At 57.2% G+C, this 14,776-nt stretch carries 15 protein-coding genes and 3 tRNA genes; 12 read left to right on the top strand and 6 right to left on the bottom strand.

Annotated elements, in window-relative coordinates; translation table 11 throughout:
* Positions 1-164: 164 nt before the first annotated feature.
* Genes ACI43T_RS09570 through ACI43T_RS09555 form a run of 4 tightly spaced genes read right to left on the bottom strand, consistent with a single transcriptional unit; the run spans position 165 to position 2,656 of the window.
* On the bottom strand, positions 165-1,364 hold the full coding sequence (locus ACI43T_RS09570; RefSeq protein WP_377079620.1) for a molybdopterin molybdotransferase MoeA: 1,200 nt from the start codon (positions 1,362-1,364) through the stop codon (positions 165-167).
* Positions 1,361-1,942: a molybdenum cofactor guanylyltransferase MobA gene (mobA, locus tag ACI43T_RS09565; protein ID WP_405386803.1), complete on the bottom strand. Its 582-nt coding sequence runs from the start codon at positions 1,940-1,942 to the stop codon at positions 1,361-1,363. The genes ACI43T_RS09570 and mobA overlap by 4 nt, the downstream gene beginning before the upstream one ends.
* Complete coding sequence (locus tag ACI43T_RS09560) at positions 1,939-2,406, bottom strand: molybdenum cofactor biosynthesis protein MoaE (RefSeq protein WP_405386738.1); 468 nt, start codon at positions 2,404-2,406, stop codon at positions 1,939-1,941. Before ACI43T_RS09560 ends, mobA begins: the two co-directional genes overlap by 4 nt.
* A gap of 1 nt (position 2,407) precedes the next feature.
* On the bottom strand, positions 2,408-2,656 hold the full coding sequence (locus ACI43T_RS09555) for a MoaD/ThiS family protein (protein ID WP_405386736.1): 249 nt from the start codon (positions 2,654-2,656) through the stop codon (positions 2,408-2,410).
* A gap of 252 nt (positions 2,657-2,908) precedes the next feature.
* On the opposite strand from ACI43T_RS09555, the gene ACI43T_RS09550 reads away from it, so the two are divergent.
* Both ACI43T_RS09550 and ACI43T_RS09545 read left to right on the top strand, forming a co-directional pair.
* On the top strand, positions 2,909-4,834 hold the full coding sequence (locus ACI43T_RS09550) for a histidine kinase (protein WP_405386734.1): 1,926 nt from the start codon (positions 2,909-2,911) through the stop codon (positions 4,832-4,834).
* Complete coding sequence (locus ACI43T_RS09545; RefSeq protein ID WP_314107540.1) at positions 4,831-5,487, top strand: response regulator transcription factor; 657 nt, start codon at positions 4,831-4,833, stop codon at positions 5,485-5,487. Before ACI43T_RS09550 ends, ACI43T_RS09545 begins: the two co-directional genes overlap by 4 nt.
* Before the next feature lie 119 nt (positions 5,488-5,606).
* On the opposite strand, the gene ACI43T_RS09540 is transcribed toward ACI43T_RS09545, so the two are convergent.
* Positions 5,607-6,146 carry an NUDIX hydrolase gene (locus ACI43T_RS09540; RefSeq protein WP_405386731.1) on the bottom strand — a complete coding sequence of 180 codons (540 nt, stop codon included), beginning with the start codon at positions 6,144-6,146 and terminating at the stop codon, positions 5,607-5,609.
* Between the two features lie 49 nt (positions 6,147-6,195).
* On the bottom strand, positions 6,196-6,549 hold the full coding sequence (gene folB / locus ACI43T_RS09535; protein WP_405386729.1) for a dihydroneopterin aldolase: 354 nt from the start codon (positions 6,547-6,549) through the stop codon (positions 6,196-6,198).
* 58 nt (positions 6,550-6,607) lie between these two features.
* Between folB and plsY the strand changes: the two genes are divergently transcribed.
* The 10 genes from plsY to ACI43T_RS09485 all read left to right on the top strand — a co-directional run bounded on the left by plsY (position 6,608) and on the right by ACI43T_RS09485 (position 14,776).
* Positions 6,608-7,216 carry a glycerol-3-phosphate 1-O-acyltransferase PlsY gene (gene plsY, locus ACI43T_RS09530; protein ID WP_405386727.1) on the top strand — a complete coding sequence of 203 codons (609 nt, stop codon included), beginning with the start codon at positions 6,608-6,610 and terminating at the stop codon, positions 7,214-7,216.
* A gap of 111 nt (positions 7,217-7,327) precedes the next feature.
* On the top strand, positions 7,328-8,848 hold the full coding sequence (locus tag ACI43T_RS09525) for a patatin-like phospholipase family protein (RefSeq protein ID WP_405386725.1): 1,521 nt from the start codon (positions 7,328-7,330) through the stop codon (positions 8,846-8,848).
* A gap of 96 nt (positions 8,849-8,944) precedes the next feature.
* Positions 8,945-9,787 (top strand): KPN_02809 family neutral zinc metallopeptidase, encoded by an 843-nt coding sequence (gene ypfJ / locus ACI43T_RS09520; RefSeq protein ID WP_405386723.1) that lies wholly within the window; start codon positions 8,945-8,947, stop codon positions 9,785-9,787.
* A 170-nt stretch (positions 9,788-9,957) separates the two neighbouring features.
* Positions 9,958-11,340 carry a phosphomannomutase/phosphoglucomutase gene (locus tag ACI43T_RS09515; RefSeq protein ID WP_405386721.1) on the top strand — a complete coding sequence of 461 codons (1,383 nt, stop codon included), beginning with the start codon at positions 9,958-9,960 and terminating at the stop codon, positions 11,338-11,340.
* A gap of 219 nt (positions 11,341-11,559) precedes the next feature.
* On the top strand, positions 11,560-12,405 hold the full coding sequence (locus ACI43T_RS09510; RefSeq protein WP_405386719.1) for a 23S rRNA (adenine(2030)-N(6))-methyltransferase RlmJ: 846 nt from the start codon (positions 11,560-11,562) through the stop codon (positions 12,403-12,405).
* 38 nt (positions 12,406-12,443) lie between these two features.
* Complete coding sequence (locus ACI43T_RS09505; protein ID WP_377081711.1) at positions 12,444-13,532, top strand: DUF2062 domain-containing protein; 1,089 nt, start codon at positions 12,444-12,446, stop codon at positions 13,530-13,532.
* A 298-nt stretch (positions 13,533-13,830) separates the two neighbouring features.
* Entirely contained in the window at positions 13,831-14,394 is a 564-nt protein-coding gene (gene pgsA, locus ACI43T_RS09500; RefSeq protein WP_009173755.1) for a CDP-diacylglycerol--glycerol-3-phosphate 3-phosphatidyltransferase, read from the top strand.
* Between the two features lie 101 nt (positions 14,395-14,495).
* A tRNA-Gly gene (locus tag ACI43T_RS09495) sits at positions 14,496-14,571 on the top strand.
* Positions 14,572-14,596: 25 nt separating this feature from the next.
* Positions 14,597-14,672: transfer RNA gene (locus ACI43T_RS09490), tRNA-Gly, on the top strand.
* A 28-nt stretch (positions 14,673-14,700) separates the two neighbouring features.
* Positions 14,701-14,776 (top strand) — tRNA-Gly (locus ACI43T_RS09485).

Here is a 14,776-nt window from a genome sequence, read left to right as displayed (position 1 = left end):
GATTTATCATTATGCCTGTGTTTATTTGCTTTGAATATAGTTTTATCATATTATTTTACCGATTCGGGTTAATCGATTTGGCTGTCGAAAAACGGCAAAATCAAAGGCCGTCTGAAACAGAAGATTATTCTTGTTTCAGACGGCCTTTCGGTTTGTTTTACAGCTTAGCGCGGCAGCAGATGCAGCCTGACGGTATCGCCTTCGTTGACGACTTCCATAGCGGGCACTTCGCACAATGCTTCCGCCTTCGCGCAGGTCGCCAGCATCGCGCTGCCTTGGTTGGGCAGCAGTTCGGCAACGGTCTCCCCCTGCCCGTCGCGGCTTAAAACCACGCGCAGGAACTCGCGGCGTTTGATGGCTTTTCGGGTGCCGAACGCGGCTTTGGCGGTGATTTGCGGCAGGTATGGCGCCGTGCCCGACCTGCCGGACAGTTTGCCCAACGCCGGCGCCAGCAGCATATGCGCGGTAACGAAGGCGGCAACGGGATTGCCCGGCAACACGAATACCGCCGCAGTGCCGACCCGCCCCCAGCCAAACGGTTTGCCGGGTTTGATTGCGATGGAGCGGGTAGTCAGCACCCCGACGTTTTCAACGGCCTGCTTCAGATAATCGGCCTCGCCCACCGACGCGCCGCCGCTGGTGATGACGGCGTCGAACCGCTGCGCTGCATCTTTGAGCAATGCTTCGGTCTGCGCCAAATCGTCGGGAATGATGCCGCCGTCTGCCACCTCCATTCCCAGCGACTGCAACCACGCCAAAAGCTGGTAGCGGTTGGCGTCGTAAATCAGGCCATCTGAAAGCGGCCGGCCGGGTTCGGCCAACTCGTTGCCGGTGGAAAACACCAGCACTTTGAGCGGCTCGTATACCTCCACTTCGGCAAACCCCTGCGATGCCGCCAGCCCCAATGCGGCGGCATCGAGTTTGCAGCCTGCGGCAAGCAGCTCCTGCCCGACTTGGATTTCTTCGGCTTTAAGCCGCATGTTCTGCCCCGCCTTGATTTCCGCCTTGACTTTCAGACGGCCTCCCTCCGCTTCGGCCTGCTCCTGCATCACGACGGCGGTGGTGTTGCCGGGCAGCGGCGCACCGGTAAAGATGCGCACGGCTTCGCCTTCCCTTAACGGCACGGCGGCGGCATCACCGGCCTGAACGCGGCCGACGACGGCAAACTCGCGCAGGCTGCCGTCGGTGCTGCACACGGCGTAACCGTCCATCGCACTGTTGTCGAACATCGGCGCGGGATACTGCGCATACAGCGGCTGCGCGAGAATACGGTTGGCGGCAGCCGCCAGCGGCAGGCGGCGGCTTTTCAGACGGCATTCGCAACCGTCGAGCAGTTGCGCCAGCGCGGTTTCAAAATCAATCATAGCGGTTGCTCCAAATCCTGCGGGGTGTTGTAGTTGGCGAAATTTTCTTCCGAGCCGAATGCCACCGAACGGGCGCGCTGCTGCTGCAACCAGCCGCGCAGGGTGCGCTGCCCCGTATAAAGGTAGGGCACGGCGCTTTGCAGAATCTGCGGGCGGATAAACATCACGCTGTATTGCTGGTGACCGGAGGTTTCGGCGTAAAAGGCGTTGCACAGCGGCGTGCGCTTGGCAACGGCGACAAACTGCTCCACCAAATCCGCAGGCAGTTTCGGCGTGTCGCAAGGCACAATCAGCAGCCAGTCGGCGGTGGCCAGCTGCAAATCGTTGGCGGCGGTACACAGCGCCACCAGCGGGCCCAGCCCCTGCCACTGGCGCGAATCGGAAAACACATGCGGCGTGCGTTTGGTATATTCTTCAAGGTTGCGGTTGGCGCTGACGGCGATGTGGCCGACCTGCGGCTTGATGCGGTCGATGACGTGGTCGATGAGCGGTTTGCCGTGCCACAGCACCAGCCCTTTGTCCGCCCCGCCCATGCGTTTGGCCATTCCACCGGCCATAATCAGTGCGTAAATCCTCATTGCGTGCCGCTCCATTTCTCCACTGCTTCTTTATCGCTTTGTTTGGCCTCGACCCATCTTTCGAGGCCGTCTGCAAAGGTTTCTTTTTTCCAAAAAGGGGCTTCGGTTTTCAGATAGTCCATAATAAATTCCGCCGCGGCAAATGCGGCTTTGCGGTGCGCCGCCGCCGCCAGCACCAGCACAATCTGCTCGTCGGGCCCCAGTTCGCCGACGCGGTGGACGACAGTGCAGGCCTCAAGCGGCCAGCGTTGCGAAGCCGTCCGGACGATTCCGGCGATTTCGTTTTCCGTTACTTCGGGATAATGTTCCAGAAACAGCGAAGACAGCGGCACATCGGTGTCGCGGTCGCGCACCAGCCCGACAAACGCCGCCACCGCGCCGGTATTGCCGCTTCGGGCGAGCAGCCCGCGGTATTCCTCCTGCAAATCGAAATCAGCCGTCTGTATCCTGATAAGCGTTTGCATGTCAGCCCCCCGTTACCGGCGGCAGCAGGCCGACTTCCGCCCCGTCGGGAATCCGCACGTCCCAACCGACGATTTGCTTATCGACCGCCAGCCGGAAAATCCTGTCTTCTTCCAAGGCTTCGGCCCACGCGCCGCCGCGCCGCTGCAAAAGATGCAGCAGTTCCCGACCCGTGCCGCCCCCCCATGCCACCTGCTCCTGCGCAACCCCCAGCTGCTGTTTCAACACACCGAAATATAAGATGGTAATCATTGTGTTTGCTCTTGATAGATATTTTTCTCAAACCATAAAGAAAGGCCGTCTGAAAAACGTTGTTTCCAACGGAGTTGGAACATCTGCGTACCGACGGCGGCAAAGCCCGTTTTAAATTTTATCCGGCCCGACCATAACGGAATTTTACACTAACTCTGCATGTTTTCGTTAACTAAGTGCCTATTCTTTAAGGCGGATTGTAAACCCTCCTAAAGGATGATACGCTTACGCATCCGTTTTACCGACAACGACATGAAACCACTATCCTTCTTTTCAGACGGCCTCAGCCTGTCCGCACGGCTGAAACTGCTGACCCTGCTTTGGGTCGGTTCGGCTTTGCTGTCGGTGGTGTTCACCCTGCTGTTGTCGTGGCGGCTGGAAGGCGCGAGTACGGCCATCAACGATGCGGGCAGCCTGCGTATGCAGACCTACCGGCTGGCCTATATGGTCGGCAACCATGCCACCGAACGGCAGATAAACAACCAAATCAAGGAATTCGAGCAGTCGCTGCAAAAGGTCAGCCGCACCGACGCCATCAATCCGCTGCTGCCCGCCCAAAGGCCGCAGGCATACGACCTGATACAGTCCATGCTCGTTATCGACTGGCAGTCCAACATCCTCCCCAAACTGCAAAAACACACCCTGCCCACCAATATCGACCTCTACCGCTTCGCCGGCAACATCGACCTCTTCGTACAGGCGCTGGAAAACGCCAACGAGGAAAACACCCGCTGGCTGCGGCGGTTTCAGATGGCGCTGATTCTGATGATTCTGATTGCGGCGGGCGTGATGATTAAGTTTCACTACTCATGGATTATCCGCCCGCTGGAAGCCCTGCTCGACGGCGTGCAGACCATCGGGCGCGGCGGGTTCGGCGTTGCCATCCCGACCGGCTATATTCAGGAATTTGCCCAAGTCAGCAAAGGTTTCAACCAAATGAGCGCGCACCTGAAAACGCTCTACACCGACCTCGAAGGGCTGGTCGCCCGTCAGACGCAGGACCTCGCCCGCCAGAACCGGGACTTGGAAATGCTCTACCAGACCACGCGCGACCTGCACCAGACCCACACGCCGACCAAAGCGGCGGAAGAATTTCTCAGCCGCGTCGTCCCCGCCGTTTCCGCCTCCGCGGGCAGCATCCGCCTGCTGGATTTCGAGCGCAAACGCACCGATTTGGTCGCCAGTACCGGCCTGCCCGCAGACGTGCAGACCGCCGAGCAGTGCAGCGAACTGGAAGCCTGCCTCTGCGGGCATAAAGACAAAGGCGGAGAAGGCGGCAGGCCGTCTGAAAATCCCTCCGGCCAATCTGCGTGCTTTTACGACGCCCGCGATTACGGCAACCTGCCGTTTGTAACCGGACATCCCGGCTTCGCCCGCGTATCGGTGTTCCCCATCCTGTATAAAAGCGAGGAACTGGGCATCCTGACCCTGTATTTTTCAGACGGCATCGAATTGGGCGAAAACGACGACAGCCTGCTGCGCACCCTGTGCGGCCAGCTCGGCGTATCCATCGCCAACAGCCGTTTCGCCCAAGAGCGCAGCCAGCTTGCCGTATTGCAGGAGCGCAACCTGATTGCGCAGGGCCTGCACGACAGCATCGCACAAACCCTGACCTTCCTCAACCTGCAAGTGCAGATGCTCGACAGCGCCTACAAAGCCGGCGAAAAAGAGCAGATGGAGGAAAACATCCGCTTCCTGACCGACGGCGTGCAGGAATGTTACGACGACGTGCGCGAACTGCTGCTCAACTTCCGCACCAAAATCAGCAACAAAGACTTTCCCGAAGCCGTTACCTCCCTGCTCGCCCGCTTCGAACAGCAAACGCAGATAGAGGTCGACACCGCATGGCGCGACGACGGCCCGTCGCTCAACAACGACGAGCAGCTCCAAGTCATCTTCATCTTACAGGAAAGCCTGTCGAACATCCGCAAACACGCGCAGGCGCACCATGTCGTCGTAGAGCTGGACAACCGCCACGACTTCACCCTGCGGATACGCGACGACGGCGTCGGTTTCGACACAGGCCGTCTGAAAAACATGTCCGAAGCGCATGTCGGCTTGGGCATCATGCAAGAACGCGCACGGCGCATCAACGCCGTATTGAGTGTAGAATCACAACCGCATCAAGGCACTACGGTTACATTAGTGCTGCCCCAACACAGAAGGACAGCTTCATGAGCATCAAAATCATCTTAATCGACGACCACACATTATTCCGCAGCGGCATCAAAGCCCTGCTGTCGCGCCAAAGCGACTTCGACGTCATCGGCGAAGCCGCCGACGGCTTTACCGGCATCAAACTGGTCGAGCAGATGCGTCCCGACATCGTCCTGCTCGACCTCGACATGCCCGTTATGAACGGCCGCGAAACGCTGGCGCAGATACTCAGCAGCAATCCGCAGCAAACCGTCGTGATGCTGACCGTATCCGAAGACAACGACGATTTGACCGAATGTATGCGCATCGGCGCGCGCGGCTTCCTGCTGAAAAACATCAATGCCGACTTCCTGCTCGACAGCATCCGCAAAGCCGTCGACGGCGACAACGTGTTCTCGCCCGAAATGACCACCCGCCTCGTCCAATCCCTGATTTCCCCCGCCTCACCGCGCGCCGACCATCTGTTGTCCACCCTCACCCCGCGCGAAATGGAAATCCTCGGCTACCTCGCCGCCGGACACAGCAACAAAGTCATCGCCCGCCATCTCGAACTGGCCGAATCCACCATCAAAGTGCATGTGCAGAACATCTTGCGCAAGCTCAACCTCAGCAGCCGCGTACAAGCCGCCGTATATGCCGTGCAGCACAAAGTCCCGCAGCCGGAAGGGGTATAGGCGGCTGCGGATGTCCGCCGCCGTATCGGCACCCCATCACGACATGCTCCGAAATCCGACTGAAAAGGCCGTCTGAAAACTCAGTTTCAGACGGCCTTTTCATATCAATCCGACCTGTATTATTTAGTGTGCATCAGCCAGTATTGCAGCCCGACCAGCGTTTTCGCGTCATGGATTTCGTCGTTTTCCAGCGCGGCTTTGACCGCTTCGCGGTTCATCAGCACGGTTTCGGTGATTTCGTCTGCGTCATTGCTCAAGGTGCTGCCCAAACGCACGCCTTGGGCTTGGTAGAGGTACATTTTTTCGTCGCAGAAACCGACTGCGGTATAGAAGGTATGCAGCAGTTTTACGCTGTCGGCGGTGTACGGCGTTTCCTCGGCCAGTTCGCGCAGCGCGCATTCGGCGGGATCTTCGCCGGCCACGTCCAGCTTGCCCGCAGGCAGTTCCAATACGGCCTCGCCCACCGCGTAACGCCATTGGCGCACCAGCACGATTTCGCCGTTTTCCGTTTCCGCCAATACGCTGGCCGCTCCGGGATGGCGGATGACGATGCGTTTGCTTTCGTTGCCGTTGGCCAGTCTGACGGTATCGCGGCTGATGCTGACGAAGCTGCCTTCATAAATCGGTTCGCTGCCGACTTTGGTTTCTTTCAAATCCATCTTGTTTTTGGTTCCTGTCTAAATTATCGTCGTGAGGCCGTCTGAAAATTCAACGCGACGCGCCGCGTTCGATTTCCACGCCCACTTCCTTCACGTCCGGCAGTATGCCGGGCTTCACAATCCGCACCCGCACCCACAGCGCGCCGAAATCGCGCAATATCAGGTCGGCAACGTGTTCGGCCAGCACTTCCAGCAGAAGGAAATCCTGCTCGCGCAGGCTGGCGCGCACGGCCTCGCACACGTCGCCGTAATGTACGGTTTCGCCGATGTCGTCCGACAACGCGGCCTTTTCGGACACGCCGATGTCCAAGTCGAGCAGCAGCGTCTGCACGTGTTCGCGCTCCCAGCCGTATACGCCGATTAAAGTCTCGGCCTTCATGCCGCGTAAAAAGACTTTATCCATTTGCTTTGCACCGTTTTCACGTTAGAATACCCGCTTCATTGTAAGCAAAGCATAAGAAATGTTCAATCTGTCGGCAGTCATCGCTTCTTACCTGATCGGCTCTTTGTCGTTCGCCGTCATCGTGTCGAAATGTTACGGCATGGCCGACCCGCGCACCTACGGTTCGGGCAACCCCGGCGCCACCAACGTGCTGCGAAGCGGCAAAAAGAAAGCGGCCGCGCTCACCCTGCTCGGCGACGCGCTCAAAGGCGTATTTGCCGTCGCGGCGGCAAGGTTGCTGCAAAACAATCTCGGCCTTTCAGACGGCATCATCGCGATTGCGGCCGTAGCGGTTTTGGCGGGACATATGTGGCCGGTGTTCTTCGGCTTTAAAGGCGGCAAAGGCGTGGCCACCGCGCTGGGTGTGCTTTTGGCGTTGTCGTGGCCGACCGCGCTAATCTGCGCGGCAGTCTGGCTGGTGATGGCTTTCGGTTTCAAAGTGTCGTCGCTGGCGGCGCTCACGGCAACCGTGGTCAGCCCGCTTATCGCGTATTTTTTCATGCCGCACGGCTCATGGGTTGCCGCCACCGCCGTCATCGCCGCGCTGGTGCTCTACCGCCATAAAAGCAATATCGAAAACCTGCTTCAAGGTAAAGAAGGCAAAATCGGCGATAAGACGGAAAATTAGCCGTAAAATCCAAACCGCGAAGCCTTGTCATGACAAGGCTTTTTATTTGCCCGAAACGCGGTTTTGCCCGATAATTCCACATCTATAAGCGTAAATGACAAACCTTTTGAAATGATTAAAAAAATCCTCCGTCCTTATGCCAAACCGGCATTACTCGCCGCAACCGCCGCGCTGCTTTCTGCCTGTTCGCTGGTGCGTTACCAACCCATAGCCACCATCAACAAAATCGATTTGAACAGCGGCTACCGCTTTGAAACCGACCGCCAAAGTCAAAATAATGCCGACGGCGACGACACTTATATCGTATTGATGTTTTCCGGCGGCGGCACACGGGCGGCCGCCTTGGGCTACGGCGTCTTGGAACAGCTCAACCGGCAAAAGGTAAACATCGGCGGCAGGGAAAAAACCCTGATGCAGAATGTAGACGTGGTCATCGGCGTATCGGGCGGCTCGGTGCTGGCCGCCTATTTCGCGCTGCACGGGCAGGACACCATTCCCTCGTTCGACCGCCGCTTCCTGCGGTTGAATTTCCAAAAGCTCATGACCAAACAGGTTTTCTCGTTTGCCAACCTGCCCCGCCTGACTTCGCCGGAATTCGGCCGCGGCGACCTGCTGCAAGAGCAGTTTGAAACCCATCTTTTCGGCAAAGCCACTTTCGCCGACTTGGAAAAACGCCGCAAAGGGCCGTTTGCCATCATTTCCGCCACCGACATGGGCTTGGGGGAACGCATCAATTTCACGCAGGAATATTTCGACCTGATGTGTACCAATCTGGGCGATTTGCGCATTGCCCGCGCCGTCGCCGCTTCCAGCGCCGTACCGATGGTATTCGCGCCGGTTACGCTCAACAACAACGGCGGCAACTGCAACTACAGTCCGCCCAAAGATACCGCCCAAGCCGCCGTGTCCGGCCGGAATGCCCAACAAAATAAAACTCGGCAGGAATACGTTACCCGCTACCGCCGGTACGACAGCAAAACCCGCCCCTACATCCACCTGCTCGACGGCGGCCTGACCGACAACCTCGGTATGCGCAGCCTGCTGGATATGGCCGACGTCTATTCCAGCAGTATGCTGATGCGCCGGATGACGGACCACAATATCCGCCGCGTCGTCATCATCAGCGTCAACGCCCGCAACCGCATCAACAGCGACATCGACACCAAAGCTGCCGTCCCCGGTTTCAGAAACGTCCTCAGCTCGATTGTCGACATTCCCATCGACAGATATTCCCAAGAATCCCTGCGCCGCCTGCGCGCCTTTGCCGACAAGTGGAACGAAGACAACCGCAACGCAGACGACAGCAAAAAAATCGCCCTGTCGTTTGTCAGCCTGAGTTTGGACGACCTGCCGAAATCCGAGTTGCGCAACGACGTGCTGAACATTCCGACCAGCTTCTACCTGCCACCGGATGACATCGCCAAACTGCGCACCGCCGCCGCCATCCTGATGAAGCAGTCCCCCGAATACAAAAAACTGCTCGAAGACTTGTCCGCCAAGCCGAATAAAGCCGCAATCTATCAAGAAACCGCCGCCCTGCCGCGCACCGTGTCCCAAAGCGAACTGGACGAAATCAACAACCCGAAAGCCGGTGCGGACAACGGCGGAAACTCCGACAACGACGGCAAATAAACCTTTCAGACGGCCTCGTTTATCAAAACGGCCGCCGCTGCCGTATAATGGCACGGCACATACCCACATCATCGAAACCACTATAAGGAACACGCTATGGATTGGCGCGGACGCCCTGAAAGTACCAATGTTGAAGACCGCAGGGGCAGCGGAAACGGAGGCGGCGGGAAAACGCCCGGCATCATCGGTATCATCGTTCTCCTGGTCGGCGCATACTACGGCGTTGATTTGTCGGGCTTGGTCGGCACGGCCGGCCTCGGCACCGGAACCGTCCGACAAAGCAGCCTCACCCAAGAGGAAGAAAAAGAACTCGCCAAAATGTCCAAAGTCGTGCTGGCGGATACCGAAGCCACATGGCGCAGCTACTTCTCGGAAAAACTCGGCAAAACCTACACGCCGGCCAGAATGGTCTTTTACACAGGCGGCACGCACACTTCCTGCGGCGCGGGACAGGCGGCAATGGGGCCGTTTTACTGCCCGGGCGACCGCAGCGTTTACTTGGATCTGTCGTTTTACGACGATATGCGCAAAAAGCTGGGGGCATCGGGCGAAGCGGCTTTTGCCTATGTAATTGCGCACGAAGTCGGCCACCATGTCCAAAACCTGCTCGGCATTCTGCCCGAAGTCAATAAAATCCGCCAAAACGCAGGTCAAACGCAGGCCAACGCCCTTTCGGTCAAACTCGAATTGCAAGCCGACTGCTTCGCAGGCGTCTGGGGGCATTACGCCGCCAACAAAAAAATGCTGAAAACCGAAGACATCCAACAGGCGATGACCGCGGCCGAATCCGTCGGCGACGACCGCCTCCAGCAAAACGCGCAGGGTTACGTCGTGCCCGACAGCTTCACCCACGGCTCGTCCGCCGACCGCATGGCATGGCTCAAGCGCGGTTTGGAAAGCGGCGACATCGGCCGGTGCGATACTTTTACCGCAAACTGAGTGTTATTTGATGTAACCGGCAAAGGCCGTCTGAAAACGCAACGTTCAGACGGCCTTTTGCTGTGTTAGAATAAAAGCACGTTATTTTTCAGCCTAGTGCCGTCTCTTCTGCCTTTCCGTTCCCAAGTCCGGCACCATCGAAGCCATTTTACCCAGCAAAGGAGTCCATCATGGCAACAATCTCCCGTGAAATCTTCAAAGCCTACGACATCCGCGGCATAGTCGGCAAAACCCTGACCAACGAAGCTGCCTACCTTATCGGCAAAGCCATCGCCGCCAAAGCCGCCGCGCAGAACATCGGCAAAATCGCCCTCGGCCGCGACGGCCGCGTCAGCGGCCCCGAGCTGATGGAGCATATCCAGCGCGGCTTTACCGACAGCGGTATCGACGTGCTCAACGTCGGCATGGTTGCCACCCCGATGCTCTACTACGCCGCCATCAACGAATGCGGCGGCAGCGGCGTGATGATTACCGGCAGCCACAACCCGCCCGATTACAACGGCTTCAAAATGATGCTCGGCGGCGACACGCTGGCCGGTCCGGTCATTCAGGAACTCTTGGCCGCCATCGAGGCCGACCGCTTCACCCAGCCGGCAACCAAAGGCAGCGTTACCGAAAAAGATATTTCCGCAGAATACCGCAACTACATCGTCGGACACGTCAAACTCAAACGCCCGATGAAAATCGTCATCGACACCGGCAACGGCGTGGGCGGCGCGTTTGCAGGTGCGCTCTACCGCGCGCTGGGCAACGAAGTAACCGAACTGTTCAGCGAGGTGGACGGCACTTTCCCGCACCACCATCCCGACCCGTCCAAACCGAAAAACCTGCAAGATTTGATTGCCGCGCTGAAAAACAGCGATGCAGAAATCGGCTTGGCTTTTGACGGCGATGCCGACCGTTTGGGCGTCGTCACCAAAGACGGCAACATCATTTACCCCGACCGCCAGCTCATGCTGTTCTCCCAAGACGTATTGAGCCGCAATCCGGGCGCGAAAGTCATCTTCGACGTCAAATCCACCCGCCTGCTCGCACCGTGGATTAAAGAACACGGCGGCGAACCCATCATGGAAAAAACCGGCCACAGCTTCATCAAGTCCACCATGAAAAAAACCGGCGCGCTGGTTGCCGGCGAAATGAGCGGACACATCTTCTTCAAAGAACGCTGGTTCGGCTTCGACGACGGCATGTACGCCGGCGCGCGCCTCTTGGAAATCCTGTCTGCCTTCGACAACCCGACCGAAGTGTTGGACAACCTGCCGCAAAGCATCTCCACGCCCGAACTCAACATCGACCTGCCCGAAGGCAGCAACGGCCATCAGGTTATCGAAGAACTCGCCGCCAAAGCCAAATTCGAAGGCGCGACCGAAATCATCACCATCGACGGCCTGCGCGTGGAATTCCCCGACGGTTTCGGCCTGATGCGCGCCTCCAATACCACGCCGATTTTGGTGTTGCGTTTCGAGGCGGATTCCGACGAAGCCATCGTGCGGATTCAAAACCAGTTCAAAGCGGTAATCGAAAGCAATCCCGCGCTGAAATGGCCGCTGTAACAGTTTGAAGTAATGAAAGGCCGTCTGAAAAACAGTTTCAGACGGCCTTTCCGATTATTTGAACGGCACAAACGGCAAACACGATAAAACACACCGCCAAAGTCTGCGGCATCATCATTCCCTATTAATTTAAGGCCGTCTGAAACAGCGCGCCCACGGATTTGGTCCGGCATTTATTTCTCGATATAATCCAACTTTCCCTTTTTCAGACGGCCTCCCATGCTCAGTTACCGCCACGCCTTCCATGCCGGCAATCACGCCGATATACTCAAACACTTCATCTTGTTTTTAACGCTTGAGTATTTCAACCGCAAAGACAAACCCTATTGGTATGTCGACACCCACAGCGGTGCGGGATTGTACGATTTGACCGGCGGCGAGGCCCAGAAAGTCGGCGAATACAGACAAGGCATCGGAAGGCTGCAACAGGCGGAGAAGCTGCCGCAAGAATTGTCCGAGTTCGCAGGCCGTCTGAAAAACATCCTGCCGCAGGACAACCTGTATTGCGGTTCGCCGTGGCTGGCACAGGCCATGACGCGCAGCGATGACAGGCTGCGCCTGTTCGAGCTGCACCCCGCCGATTTCCGGCATCTGCAAAACAATATGCGCGAAGCGAGTCTGGGACGGCGCGGACAGATAACGCAGGCCGACGGCTACCAAGGCCTGATTTCCCTACTGCCGCCGCCGCCCCGCCGCGCCGTGGTGCTGATTGACCCGCCCTATGAAGAAAAACAAGATTACCGGCGCGTCGTCCATACCCTGAAAGACGCGTTGAAGCGGTTTGATTCCGGTTGCTATATGGTTTGGTATCCCTGTCTCAGCCGCGAAGAAAGCCGGGAACTGCCCGAACAACTGCAAAAACTCGCGCCGGAAAACCACCTGCACGCCCAACTTCACGTTTGCACGCCGCGCGCGGACGGCTTCGGTATGCACGGCAGCGGCATGTTCGTCATCAACCCGCCCTACCTGCTGGCCGGACAGTTGCAAACCAACCTGCCCGTGCTGGCCGGAATCTTGGCGCAGGACTCCGGCGCACATTATGTTTTAGACTACCAGATTAAATAACCCGTTTTCAGACGGCCTTCGATAAAGTTTCCCCGACCATGAGCCTATTCAAACGGAACGGATTGCGCGGCAGACTGCCCGACAGGGCGAAAATCTTTGCCTCGCGCTGGACCAAACCCTTCGCCCCGTTATTCGACAAACCCTACTTCTGGACACTCAACCGCCGGCAAGCCGCCGTATCGGTGGCGGTAGGCATGTTCTGCGGCCTGATGCCCGGCCCCACGCAGATGCTCAGCGCACTGATTGTCGCCTACTTCCTACGCACCAACCTGCCCGTCGCCGTGTTCAGCACGCTCTACACCAACCCCTTCACCTACATGCCGCTTTACTATACCGGCTACAAAATCGGCTGCCTGATTTTAGGTATCGAAGCCGCAGACAAACCCGTCTTTCCCAAATTGGGCGGCGGACAATTCTGGTCGGAAACCGCCGCATGGCTGGCAGACGCAGGCAAACCGTTGCTGGTGGGCGTTCCCGTATTGGGTTGCATACTGGCTGTGGCCGGATATTTCGCCGTATTGCTTTTGTGGCGCTGGCACACGGTCTACCACTGGCGCGGACGCAAAGCAAGCAGCCGCCTGCGCCCCCTGACCGCCAACGAAATCGAAATGGCAAAAACCGTTTTTTCAGACGGCATCGACTACACCCGTGTCAGAATCCGCCGCGGCCTGCCCCTGATGCCCAATATGAAAGTCGCCGTATCACCCAACGGCTGCATCTACTTCCCCAAACAGAGCTGCCCCGCCGACTTCGCACTGGCCGACCGCAGCTACCGGATATGGCTGATACACGAACTGACCCACGTCTGGCAATACCAGCAAGGCTTCCGCACATGGCTGGGCGGGCTTGCACTGGCACTCTCCGGCGGCTACCGCAAACGCCGAGCCTACGCCTATCCGCCGCCGGAACAAATTACCTCGTTCAACGATTTGAATATGGAACAACAGGCCGATTTGATCGCCCATTACTTCGCCGCCAAAAACCTGCCCGGCAGCCGCTATTGCGCCGACCTGCCGAAGTTTCAGACGGCCTTGAAAGACTTTCTGGCAAACCCGAACCAACCTTCCCTGCTGCCGAAATACCGGCTGTTTTCAAAAAAAGCCTACGCGCAACAACACCGGCAATAACGTGTCCGAAACTGTAAACATTCAGACGGCCTCCGACGGATTCTATCGCAAATTCAAATAGAAAATGCCCGCACCGCCATTTACGCGCAGACGGAAGTCAGGAAGTTTGAAATTGCGGCAATCTTTAAATATTTCTGAAATGACGGCGGTGAAAATGTCCTATTTTTATTTGAATACACGATACAAAGGCTTCCATATGGGATTTCAATGTGTTTGGCTATATAATGGCCGCTGATTTTCCAGCGGCGGAACACATCCGGCCGCCCGAACCGCCTACGACCATAAAAAGGTAACCCAAATGCCTTGGAACATCCCGATATTCCTTACATGGATGCGCGTTTTGCTCATTCCCGCATTCACCGCACTCTTCTACCTGCCCGACGCATGGATACATCCACAAACCGTCAACTGGACGGCGGCATTCATTTTTGCCGCCGCCGCCGTTACCGACTGGTTTGACGGCTTCTTGGCAAGACTGTGGAAACAAACTTCCGACTTCGGCGCATTCCTTGATCCGGTTGCAGACAAACTGATGGTTGCCGTCGCCCTACTCCTGCTGGTGGATATCGAGCGCACCAACGTCATCTTTGCCATCATCATCATCGGCCGCGAGATCACCATTTCCGCCTTACGCGAATGGATGGCGCAAATGGGCAAGCGCAACAGCGTGGCCGTCGCCACCATAGGCAAATTCAAAACCACCGCCCAGATGCTCGCCATCCTGCTGCTGCTGGCCGGAATGAAAGATTTTTACGGCTTCAATCTGATACTGATTGGTAACATATTGATGTTAATCGCGTCCGTACTGACCATCTGGTCCATGTTCTATTACCTGAAAATGGCATGGAAAGAATTCAAATAACCGTTCGCAAAAAAATAATGCAAAGCACTTGACGAAGCGAAGGCAAATCCATAATAATAGCGTCTCTTTTCTGTCGGATACGGCAGAAAACCTGAATCCGGGCGGGAATAGCTCAGTTGGTAGAGCGCAACCTTGCCAAGGTTGAGGTCGCGAGTTCGAGACTCGTTTCCCGCTCCATCCGGTTCAGTTTACGCAATGAATTGCGGGAATAGCTCAGTTGGTAGAGCGCAACCTTGCCAAGGTTGAGGTCGCGAGTTCGAGACTCGTTTCCCGCTCCAAATATTTTATTCAGATGTTTCTTCCGATGCGGGAATAGCTCAGTTGGTAGAGCGCAACCTTGCCAAGGTTGAGGTCGCGAGTTCGAGACTCGTTTCCCGCTCCA

Source organism: Neisseria oralis, assembly GCF_045062685.1.
Classification (GTDB): Bacteria; Pseudomonadota; Gammaproteobacteria; order Burkholderiales; family Neisseriaceae; genus Neisseria; species Neisseria oralis.
The sequence above is the reverse complement of the archived record's forward strand: the minus strand, read 5'-3'. Positions and strand labels throughout refer to the sequence as shown.

Excerpts from the sequence above, each read along its gene's own strand:
- folB (WP_405386729.1), bottom strand. The coding sequence starts at position 6,549 with ATGGATAAAGTCTTTTTACGCGGCATGAAGGCCGAGACTTTAATCGGC.
- ACI43T_RS09540 (WP_405386731.1), bottom strand. The coding sequence starts at position 6,146 with ATGGATTTGAAAGAAACCAAAGTCGGCAGCGAACCGATTTATGAAGGC.
- ACI43T_RS09515 (WP_405386721.1), top strand. The coding sequence starts at position 9,958 with ATGGCAACAATCTCCCGTGAAATCTTCAAAGCCTACGACATCCGCGGC.
- pgsA (WP_009173755.1), top strand. The coding sequence starts at position 13,831 with ATGCCTTGGAACATCCCGATATTCCTTACATGGATGCGCGTTTTGCTC.
- ACI43T_RS09550 (WP_405386734.1), top strand. The coding sequence starts at position 2,909 with ATGAAACCACTATCCTTCTTTTCAGACGGCCTCAGCCTGTCCGCACGG.
- ACI43T_RS09510 (WP_405386719.1), top strand. The coding sequence starts at position 11,560 with ATGCTCAGTTACCGCCACGCCTTCCATGCCGGCAATCACGCCGATATA.
- ACI43T_RS09570 (WP_377079620.1), bottom strand. The coding sequence starts at position 1,364 with ATGATTGATTTTGAAACCGCGCTGGCGCAACTGCTCGACGGTTGCGAA.
- ACI43T_RS09560 (WP_405386738.1), bottom strand. The coding sequence starts at position 2,406 with ATGCAAACGCTTATCAGGATACAGACGGCTGATTTCGATTTGCAGGAG.
- ACI43T_RS09545 (WP_314107540.1), top strand. The coding sequence starts at position 4,831 with ATGAGCATCAAAATCATCTTAATCGACGACCACACATTATTCCGCAGC.
- ACI43T_RS09555 (WP_405386736.1), bottom strand. The coding sequence starts at position 2,656 with ATGATTACCATCTTATATTTCGGTGTGTTGAAACAGCAGCTGGGGGTT.
- plsY (WP_405386727.1), top strand. The coding sequence starts at position 6,608 with ATGTTCAATCTGTCGGCAGTCATCGCTTCTTACCTGATCGGCTCTTTG.
- ACI43T_RS09525 (WP_405386725.1), top strand. The coding sequence starts at position 7,328 with ATGATTAAAAAAATCCTCCGTCCTTATGCCAAACCGGCATTACTCGCC.
- ypfJ (WP_405386723.1), top strand. The coding sequence starts at position 8,945 with ATGGATTGGCGCGGACGCCCTGAAAGTACCAATGTTGAAGACCGCAGG.
- mobA (WP_405386803.1), bottom strand. The coding sequence starts at position 1,942 with ATGAGGATTTACGCACTGATTATGGCCGGTGGAATGGCCAAACGCATG.
- ACI43T_RS09505 (WP_377081711.1), top strand. The coding sequence starts at position 12,444 with ATGAGCCTATTCAAACGGAACGGATTGCGCGGCAGACTGCCCGACAGG.